The 10,191-nt window shown below is 31.7% G+C and carries 5 protein-coding genes; all 5 read left to right on the top strand.

Annotation, left to right across the window (positions count from 1 at the left end):
- Positions 1 to 85 precede the first annotated feature (85 nt).
- Complete coding sequence (locus tag ACIQZC_RS06355; protein WP_396138399.1) at positions 86 to 1,678, top strand: sulfatase; 1,593 nt, start codon at positions 86 to 88, stop codon at positions 1,676 to 1,678.
- 20 nt (positions 1,679 to 1,698) lie between these two features.
- Positions 1,699 to 3,096: an arylsulfatase gene (locus ACIQZC_RS06360; protein ID WP_396138400.1), complete on the top strand. Its 1,398-nt coding sequence runs from the start codon at positions 1,699 to 1,701 to the stop codon at positions 3,094 to 3,096.
- 3 nt (positions 3,097 to 3,099) lie between these two features.
- Positions 3,100 to 4,638: an arylsulfatase gene (locus ACIQZC_RS06365; protein WP_396138401.1), complete on the top strand. Its 1,539-nt coding sequence runs from the start codon at positions 3,100 to 3,102 to the stop codon at positions 4,636 to 4,638.
- A gap of 2 nt (positions 4,639 to 4,640) precedes the next feature.
- Positions 4,641 to 5,789: an aldose epimerase family protein gene (locus tag ACIQZC_RS06370; protein WP_396138402.1), complete on the top strand. Its 1,149-nt coding sequence runs from the start codon at positions 4,641 to 4,643 to the stop codon at positions 5,787 to 5,789.
- 336 nt (positions 5,790 to 6,125) lie between these two features.
- The coding region (locus ACIQZC_RS06375; RefSeq protein ID WP_396138403.1) for a two-component regulator propeller domain-containing protein at positions 6,126 to 10,191 on the top strand (4,066 nt) is incomplete at its 3' end.

The raw sequence follows: 10,191 nt of genomic DNA on the forward strand, positions 1-10,191 counted from the left end.
CAGATTCAATCGATGATGTTTTTAACGGTATTGAAGTAAATATTCAACGAAAATAAATTAATACACCACCATGGATCTAAAAAAAATGAAAAATAGTTTTTATTTATTGAACTCTTCCTTGTTTTTAATATTAAGTTTTTTCTATTCCATTGGAGGATTGGCTCAAAATAAGCGCCCAAATATTCTTGTTATTATGGGTGACGACATCTCAAGAAATAGTATGGGCGTGTATGGTTCTAAATATATTAAAACACCCAATTTTGATCGAATTGCAAATGAGGGCGTTCTTTTTACCAACGCCTATGTTTGCAATCCAAAATGTTCACCATCCAGAGCTTGTTTCTTAACCGGAAGGTATTCTTGGCAATTGGAAGAAGCGGCTAATCACATTCCTGTTATACCGCCCAAATGGAAATTTTATCCTAAATTATTAGAAGAAAGCGGTTATACAATAGGTTACACCGGTAAAGGTTGGGGGCCCGGAGTTTACTACGGAGAACATAATCCAGCAGGTTGGGAATACAATGACATATCACTTGTTCCGCCATATAAAGGTATGAGTAAAAAAGATTATGCATCTAACTTCGAGGCGTTTTTAACCAAAAGAGATTCGGAAAAGCCATTCTGTTTTTGGTTTGGAACCCATGAGGCGCACCGTAAATATGAAAAAGATTCTTATAAAAAGGAAAATAAAGATTTGAGTAAAGTTAGGGTTCAAGCCTTTTTTCCTGACAATGAATTAGTTCGTGGTGATTTGGCTGATTATGGAGTAGAAGTGGAGTACCACGATCTTCAAATTGGTTTAGCATTGGCTTCTTTAGAAAAGCGAGGTTTACTTGACAATACCATTATTATTGCTACATCAGATCAAGGAATGCCTTTCCCCTATGTAAAAGGACAAATTTATGATGAAGATTTTCATGAAGCTTTTGTAGTAAGATGGGGAGATAAAATAATTCCAGGTAGAGTAGTGACCGATTTTATTAACTTTCCCGATGTTGCTCCAACTCTAATGGAAGCTGCTGGGTTAAAACCAGACAATCAAATGACCGGAAAGAGTTTTCTGGACGCATTAGTTTCTGAAAAATCAGGGCGAATCGATGCCAAGAGATCATATTCATTAATTGGAAAAGAACGTCATGATAATGGTACTACGGATGGGGATCTAATTGCTGTTAGTTATCCCGTTAGAGCCATTAGAACGGATAAATATCTATACTCTCACAATTATAAACCGAACAGATGGCCTGTTGGAGATCCAGAATTTAACTATAACAATTGCGACGATTCGCCAACAAAAAACTATCTGACGGGTTTAAAAGAAGGAGATAAAGATTATAATTATTTCAAGTTATCTTTTGGCAAACGCCCTGCCGATGAACTCTTTGATCTAGAAAAAGATCCTGATTGCGTTAACAATATCGCATCCGACCCCCAATATGCTTCCTTAATTAAGGAGTTAAAGACTAAAATGGAAAAGGATTTAAGAAAACAAAAAGACCCAAGAGTACTTGGCAAAGGAGACGTTTTTGATTACTATCCGCAGATTCGTGAGGAAAAAATCAAAAAACTGTATAAAGACAAGTATTATAGTATGTTTGACAAATTTTTTGAAAAATTTGGAAAAAAAACAGTCCCAATACCTTCAGGTTTTGTTGAAAAAGACGGAGAAAATTAATTTAAATATAAAGACAAAAAATGAATACAAAAAACATACTAACTTTTGCAATTCTGCTAGCAGCATTTTGCATACATGCCCAAGATACTAAAAAACCTAATATAGTTTTCATTTTAGCCGATGATATGGGGTACAATGAGCTGGGGAGTTTTGGTGGTAAAATTATAGAAACTCCAAACATTGATCAGCTAGCTAAAGAGGGAATGAAATTTTATAATCATTATTGTGGATCTAATATTTGCGCTCCTTCGCGAGGGACTTTAATGACGGGAAAACATACGGGACATGCTTATATAAGAGATAATAAACCACTTCCTTATGAAGGTAATGAGCCTATTCCAGCAAGTGAAATCACGGTTGCTGAAATATTGAAGACTGCAGGATACACTACAGGCGCTTTTGGAAAATGGGGATTGGGTTATCCAGCTTCAGAAGGATCTCCAAACAATCAAGGTTTTGACCAGTTTTATGGTTATAATGGTCAAATTCATGCCCATAATTATTTCACTTCCTATTTGCGTAAAAATGACTTAGTGGAATTGAATTCAAATATAGACACTCCTTATTCTGCTTATAGTGCTGATATTATTAAAGATAGAGCATTAGAGTTTGTTGAAGCCAATAAAAACAACCCTTTCTTCCTTTATTTTTGCCCTACTTTACCTCATAATCCGTATCACCAACCCGATGATAAAACATTAGAGTATTATGCCAAAAAAACTGGATTTCCGATAGGAGATGCTCATTCTGAAGAATTCAGTGTTCCTAAATATGCAGCATTAACGTCGAGATTAGATCAAGAAGTTGGCGAAATTGTAGCGAAATTAAAAGAACTGAATCTATTAGATAATACTTTAATAATTTTCGCAAGTGATAATGGATCGGCACTTACTAAGGAAGAAGATAGTTTTCTGCGTACTGGTGGAGATTTAAGAGGAAGAAAATCTGAAGTGTATGAAGGCGGAATTAAAAGCCCTTTAATTGCATTTTGGAAAGGTAAAATTATTCCTGGAAGCAGTAGTAATCATATCTCCGCTTTTTGGGATTTCTTGCCTACTTGTGCAGAGATTGTAAAGGCGAAAACACCAGATAATATTGACGGAATTTCTTATTTACCTACACTATTAGGAAAAACTAACAAACAAAAGCAACACGATTATCTGTATTGGGAACGCAGCCAAAGTCAAGCCATCAGAAAAGGGGATATGAAGGCAAATTTTGTCTATGATAAGATAACTCAAAAACAAAATATTGAGATTTATAATCTTGCCCAAGATCCTTTTGAAAAAAATAATTTAGCCGAATCAATGCCAGATCTTAAAGCAGAGTTTATTAAAATAGCTCAAACCGCCAGAGTAGAATCTGAAATTTTTCCTTTAGTAAAAAAAGCAAAAAAAGCAAAAATAAAAACCCATTAGACAATGAAAATCAGGCATATATTTTTAATTTTTTTAGCTTTTAGCGTTAGTTTAAAAAGCAACAGTCAAACAAATGATAAAAAAGTAAAACCTAATATTGTTTTTATTTATTTAGACGATTTAGGATATGGAGATTTAAGTTGTTATGGAGCAACCGCAATAAAAACGCCTAATATTGATGCTTTAGCCAATGGAGGAGTTCGATTTACTAATGGATATGCCACATCGGCAACTTGTACCCCAAGTCGGTATGGTCTGCTCACTGGGGTTTATCCTTGGAGAAATAAAGACGCAAAAATTCTTCCGGGTTCAGCGCCATTATTGATTGGTAAAGAGCAACTAACCATCCCTAAGATGTTAAAAGAAAAAGGATACCAAACTGCCGTTGTTGGCAAGTGGCATTTAGGTTTAGGAACAGGAATTGTAGATTGGAATCAACAATTAGATGCAGGTCCTAATGATGTAGGTTTTGATTATTCTTATATTATGGCCGCCACACAAGATAGAGTACCCACTATTTATATTGATAATGGTAAAGTGGTAAATCTAGATAGCAAAGATCCCATTTCGGTAAATTATGATAAAAATTTTCCCGGTCAACCCACAGGGAAAGAAAATCCTGAATTGCTCTCAATGAAATGGCATCATGGTCACAACAGTTCGATTGTAAACGGTATTCCTCGAATTGGTTATGTTTCTGGTGGAGCCAGTGCCAACTGGAGTGATGTTGATTTAGCAGATGATTTCTTGGCCAAAGCACAAACCTATGTAAAAACACATAAAGACAATCCATTTTTTTTGTATTATGCTTTAAATCAGCCACACGTTCCTCGTACTCCTAACCCAAGATTTGTTGGAAAATCAGGCATGGGACCCCGTGGAGATGTTATATTGGAAGCGGATTATTGCGTGGGCGAAATAATAAAAACCTTAAAAGAAGAAGGGGTTTTAGACAATACCTTGATTGTATTTTCAAGCGATAATGGACCCGTATTGAATGATGGCTATTTTGATGATGCTGTTGAAAAACTAGGCAATCATAAACCAAACGGTCCTTTGCGAGGCGGAAAATACAGTTTGTTGGAAGCAGGTACACGAGTGCCATTTTTTACCTATTGGAAAGGGCAAATTAAGCCTTTAGTTTCAGATGCTTTGGTGTGCCAAATCGATTTATTGGAATCCATAGCTAAGTTGGTCAATGTTGATGTTAAAAGTACAGACAGTCAGGAACTTTTAGATGTTTTTATAGGTAAAAGCGCTAAAGGAAGAACGAATTTAGTTATTGAAGCCAACACTAAAACCGCTTTTCGTCAAGGCGATTGGATGATGATTCCGCCTTATCCTGGTGATTCTATCCTAGAGGAAGTTAATATTGAAATGGGAAATGATAAACAGTTTCAATTGTATAATTTAAAAAAGGATATCGGTCAAAAAAATAATCTTGCTAAAGCCCAACCCAAAAAATTGAAAGAATTGATAAAAAATTTCGAATTGATTCGAGGCAACAGCTACAATAACGTAGAAAAAATTGAATTGAAATAACAATGAAAAAACAAGCTGTTTTTTTAGTACTAATTACGCTACTTATTTTTACGAAAGCTTTTAGTCAAAGTAACTTAAACAATAGCGAATGCGCTATCCTTAATCCAGAAAATTTCAATAAGGTGATTGATGGAAAACAAGTGGGTTTGTTTTTTCTAAAAAATGGAAATCTTACGGCCGCCATAACTAATTATGGCGGCCGTATTGTTAGTTTATGCGCTCCAGACAAAAACGGTCAAACGGCCGATGTTGTTCTTGGGTTTAAAAGCATTGACGATTACTTAAATGCAACCGGCGTATATCATGGCGCTATCGTTGGAAGGGTAATCGGAAGGATTGCTAAAGGAACTTTTGAACTAGACGGAAAAATACATCCTCTTCCTATAAATAATGGTGTCAATCACCAACACGGAGGATTAAAAGGGTTTCATAATCAAGTTTGGGATGTGAAAACGGTTACAGATAGTACCCTTGTATTGTCTTATATTTCTGTTGATGGAGAAATGGGATATCCTGGGTCTCTAAAAGTAGAAGCAACATATCAGTTGACTTCAAATAATGAATTGAGCTTGAAATTATTAGCTACAACAGATAAAACAACTATTGTAAATTTGACTAATCATGCTTTTTTTAACCTAGCAGGCGAGGGGAATGGATCTATTTTAGACCATATTCTAACGATTCCATCCAATTATTTTTGCGCCGTGAATCCCGACAAAATTAAAACAGGAGAGATTCTAAAAGTTGCTGGGACCCCATTTGATTTTAGAAAAGGGAAATTCATTGGTGTCGATATTGGTTTAGAAAAATCGAATGAACAATTAAATTTTGGCGGAGGATATGATCAAAGTTATGTTTTAAAGAAAAAAAAGTCCAATAAAATTGTATTAGCTGCAACGGTTGTAGATCCTAAAAGTGGTCGCAAATTAGAAGTGTTGACCAATAATTTAGGGGTACATTTTTTTAGCGCCAATTTCTTTAAAGGTAACGATATTGGAAAAATGGGGAAACCATTTCACTACAGAGAATCGTTTGCTCTAGAAACTCAAGATTATAATTCTCCAAATCAAATATCATTTCCAACAATTATTCTTAAGCCTGGTGAAAAATATGAGAGCTATACTATTTATCGTTTTTCCTGCCTAAAGTAATAAAATGGGGCTAATTTTAATTTTTTCGGCTACAATCAATTAAAATAATCTTCCTTTAGTTTTTAGCTTACAGAATTTTATTAGTAATGTTTTTCATTCCAGCATTTCAAACACTGAAAGTTTAAGAAATAAAAAATTTCATCATAAAGGTCTTTGAGGCAAATAGCAAAAAAACTGCTGTATCAATTTTAAAGTCCATTAAAATTGATTCCAAAATGAGTACAAAAAAATAAAATTAACAAAAAATCAATTATCTTTGGATTATTAACTAAATGCTCTAATTCAAAGGCTCCATTTTAGTTTGAAAATATACTATACAATCAATATAAACATTAAATGCTAAGAATTCTAACAGTACTAATTACATTATTTTTTTATGTATATTCATATGGTGTACAGAGTGACAATATTAATTTTAAAAATATAGATAATAAGCAAGGATTGTCGCAAAATGGTATAACAGCAATATTTCAAGATAGAGATGGATATATGTGGTTTGGCACTCACTATGGATTAAATCGCTATGATGGCATAAATATTAAATCGTTTTATGCGTCAAATTCTTTCAACGATCTTTCAGACAATACTATAAATTCAATTACTCAGGATCTTGCCGGTAATATTTGGATTGCTACAGAACAAGGTCTTACAGTTTATAACTCCATTACACATAAATTTTATAATTTAAAAAAATATAATCCAAAAAATAGTCTTTTTGGTCAAAATATACAATCAATTAAATTGATTGACGATAAAATAATGTTCACTAGTCAAAATGGACTTTGGAGTATCAATTCGGGAAAAGAACTTTTCACTGAAGGAAACACAAAGTCAATTTGCGAAAAGATTATTCGATATAAAATACCTTCCAGTTTAGATCTTGAATCTTTAAAAATTCATCAAAAAGATAAAAATGGAAATTATTGGTTAACTAATAAAAATCAAGTTATTTTAACTAAAATCAATAGCAATAAATTAATTATTTTAGCTAAAACTCAAATAGGGCCATCTTCGGATGTTACTATATCTGCTTTTTTTCAAGATAATTTTTCAAATACCTGGATAGGTACACAAAACCATGGTTTATTTCATTTAAAAGAAGATAAAGGAAGCTATTTAGTAACTAAAATTTATCCAAAAAAGGATTCTGCCATCAATTTTTCTAGAATAGCAAACATCATTCAAGATCATCAAAATAATCTTATTGTTACTTCCCGTGCTAACGGAGCTATTAAAATAAATATAGAAGCCCTAAAGAAAAATGATTTTTCCTCTGCAACTATTACCGCAATTGATTTACCTACTAGAAAAATAAAAAGTATATATATTTCTAGAGATAAAACACTTTGGATTGGATCATTAGGAAATGGTGTGTTTTTTCAAAATAATTCTGGATTAAAATTTAAAAATTATCATATTAAAGATAATAAAAGCAACTCAATAATTAGTAATACAAGATCAATTATTAAAGATGACTTTAATAATTTGTGGGTAGGTACTTTATTTGAAGGCCTTTTTATTTATGACACGACCAATCATAAAATTGTGAAGTCAATACTTAATGGAAAATCGATCTTTGCATTATCCAAAATCGACAAACAACACATTCTAGTAGGTACCTCAGACGGATTATATCTAGTTACATTTACCAAAAATAATTATATCACTAAAAAGCTTATTACGAAAAATAAATCTAATCCAATTGTTTTTTCAATTGCGAATGTCAAGAATCATTATTGGCTAGGAACTGACAATAATCTTATTAGTTTTTCACTAACAAATGATTTTAATATAGTGAAAGAAGTTAGCTATAAAAATTTGATTCCATCCTCTCTAAATTCTATAAATTTCGTTCGGATTGTTAAATATGATCCCATTCACAATTTTTTGTGGATTGGAACACAAACTAAAGGACTCGTTGTAGCTAAATTAAATAATGATTTCACTATAAACAACTTTTCTCATTACAACCAAAACCCAAATAGTCTGGATAATAATGACTATATATGTGATATACTTTTGGATAACAAAAACAATTGTTGGGTGGGTACAAAAAATGGCTTGTTTCAAATTAAATTAAATAAAGAGGGAGCAGCATCAAAAATAAAAAAATTCACAATCCGGGAAGGACTTCCTAGCAATTTAATTCAATCCATCGAAAACGATAAGCAAGAAAATATATGGGTTGGAACAAATAGGGGATTAGTTAAATTAAACAAATTGTATAAGACAACAATTTATGATGTAAACGACGGTATTCAAAACTATGAATTTACAGAACACTCCTCTTATTCCGACTCAAGTGGGTTATTATATTTTGGGGGCATTGATGGTATTTCAACTTTTTCCCCTAATAAATCAAAACATGATAATTACAACGAGCCTGTAGATATTAGTGAGATAATAATTAATGGTATAAATATAAATGATAGAATACTTAAAAATGATTCTTACAATCTGACACTTACTCATTTCGAAAATAATATAAAAATTAACTTTTTATCTCCAAATTACTACAATCAAAAAAATTGTAAATACGCCTATGTTCTTGAAGGATTTGATAAAACTTGGTTGATAGCATCAGCTAATACTCATGAAGTGAATTATAAAAACTTACCTCCAGGAAGTTATACATTTAAAATTAAAGTATTTAATGAAGATGGGAGATGGGAATCTAAATACACATCTTTATCTATAGTAATAAAACCATTATTTTGGCTAACATTTCCTGCATTTTGTCTCTATTTAATAATCCTTTATTTTTTAATTAAATTAATTTCATCAATTACAAAAAAACGACTTGGAAAAAAAAATAAAGAGCAGTTAGAAAAACAATATCAAGAGCAGATGGAGAAAATCAATAAATCGAAATTGGAATTTTTTATTAACATTTCTCATGAAATCAGAACGCCACTAACCCTAATTTTATGTTCAATTGAAAAACTGATTTCTAATTTTAAGCTCAATCCCAAACAAGAAAAGGAAGCATTAACTATTGATAAACATGTAAATAATCTTTTGGAATTGACCAATGAATTATTGGCGATTCACAAAATGGAGACGGGTAATTACCAATTAAAAGTTCAGAAAAATGATATGATTTCGTTTTTAAAAAATATCAAAGTTATTTTCAAGTCTTTGGCAAAATCTAAAGAAATTAAAATCTCATTTGATTCCTTTGAACCTGAATTATTTATTTGGTTTGATAAAAATGCTCTAGGAAAAATAATGTATAATTTAGTTTCCAATGCCATTAAACACACCAATAATGGAGGTAGAATTATAATTAAAGCATTTCCTTCTACTGATGAAGGTTTTTTAACAATTGATGTTATCGATAATGGCTCAGGAATTGACCCTAATTATATTTCTAAAATTTTCAATAGATTTTACCATCATGGAGGCAATATGGATCGCTATGTTAATGGATTTGGAATAGGCTTGTCTTTGACAAAGTCAATGATTGAACTCCATAAAGGAACAATTTCAGTTAGTAGTGAAAAGAATAAAGGAACTACTTTTACTTTGAATTTACCTATGGATGAAAACGCCTACTCTGATGAAGAAAAATCAGATAGATTCCTTTTGGATATTGATATTTCTAGAGCTCTCAGTATTGCTGATTATGATCAAGACAATGAAGTTGTTACTACTAAATTAGTTGATAAAAATCCAGATTTCAATGAAGAAAAACCTACTATTTTATTTGTAGATGACAATAAAGATTTAATTGAAAATATGGCTGATTACTTTGTGGACAATTACAACATATATACAGCAGATAATGGGCAAATAGGTGTTGAAATGGCAAATAAATTGCAACCGGATATAATTATAAGTGACTTGGTAATGCCTATAATGAATGGTATTGAACTATGTGAGACGCTTAAGAATGACATTAAAACTTCGCATATCCCGATAATTCTTTTAACAGCTCAGGGCGATATGAATACTCAATTTGAAGGTGTTAAATCTGGGGCAGATTACTTTGTTCCTAAACCATTTAATATTAAAATTTTAAATCTAACTATTAAAAATATCATAAATTCAAGAAACAAATTCAAAAATTTATTTTTGACTAATAAATACGAAGATGCAGGTGATTTAACCACAAATAGTAAGGATAAAGAATTTATTGAAAAACTACTCAAATATGTTAATGATAACATAGAAGAGGATAATTTAAATATTATTAATATAGCAGATGAATTTTCTATGAGTCGCTCGACTTTTTTTAGAAAAGTTAAGATAATTACTGGTACTACTGGGAAAGAATTTATTGATTCGGTGCGATTGAAAAGAGCTACCAAGCTTTTACTAGAATCTGATTTGAATATATCTGAGATTGCATATGCTATAGGTCATTCAAATCCACAGTATTTTTCTAAGTGGTTCAAATCTC

This window comes from Flavobacterium sp. (assembly GCF_044338735.1).
Lineage (GTDB): Bacteria > Bacteroidota > Bacteroidia > Flavobacteriales > Flavobacteriaceae > Flavobacterium.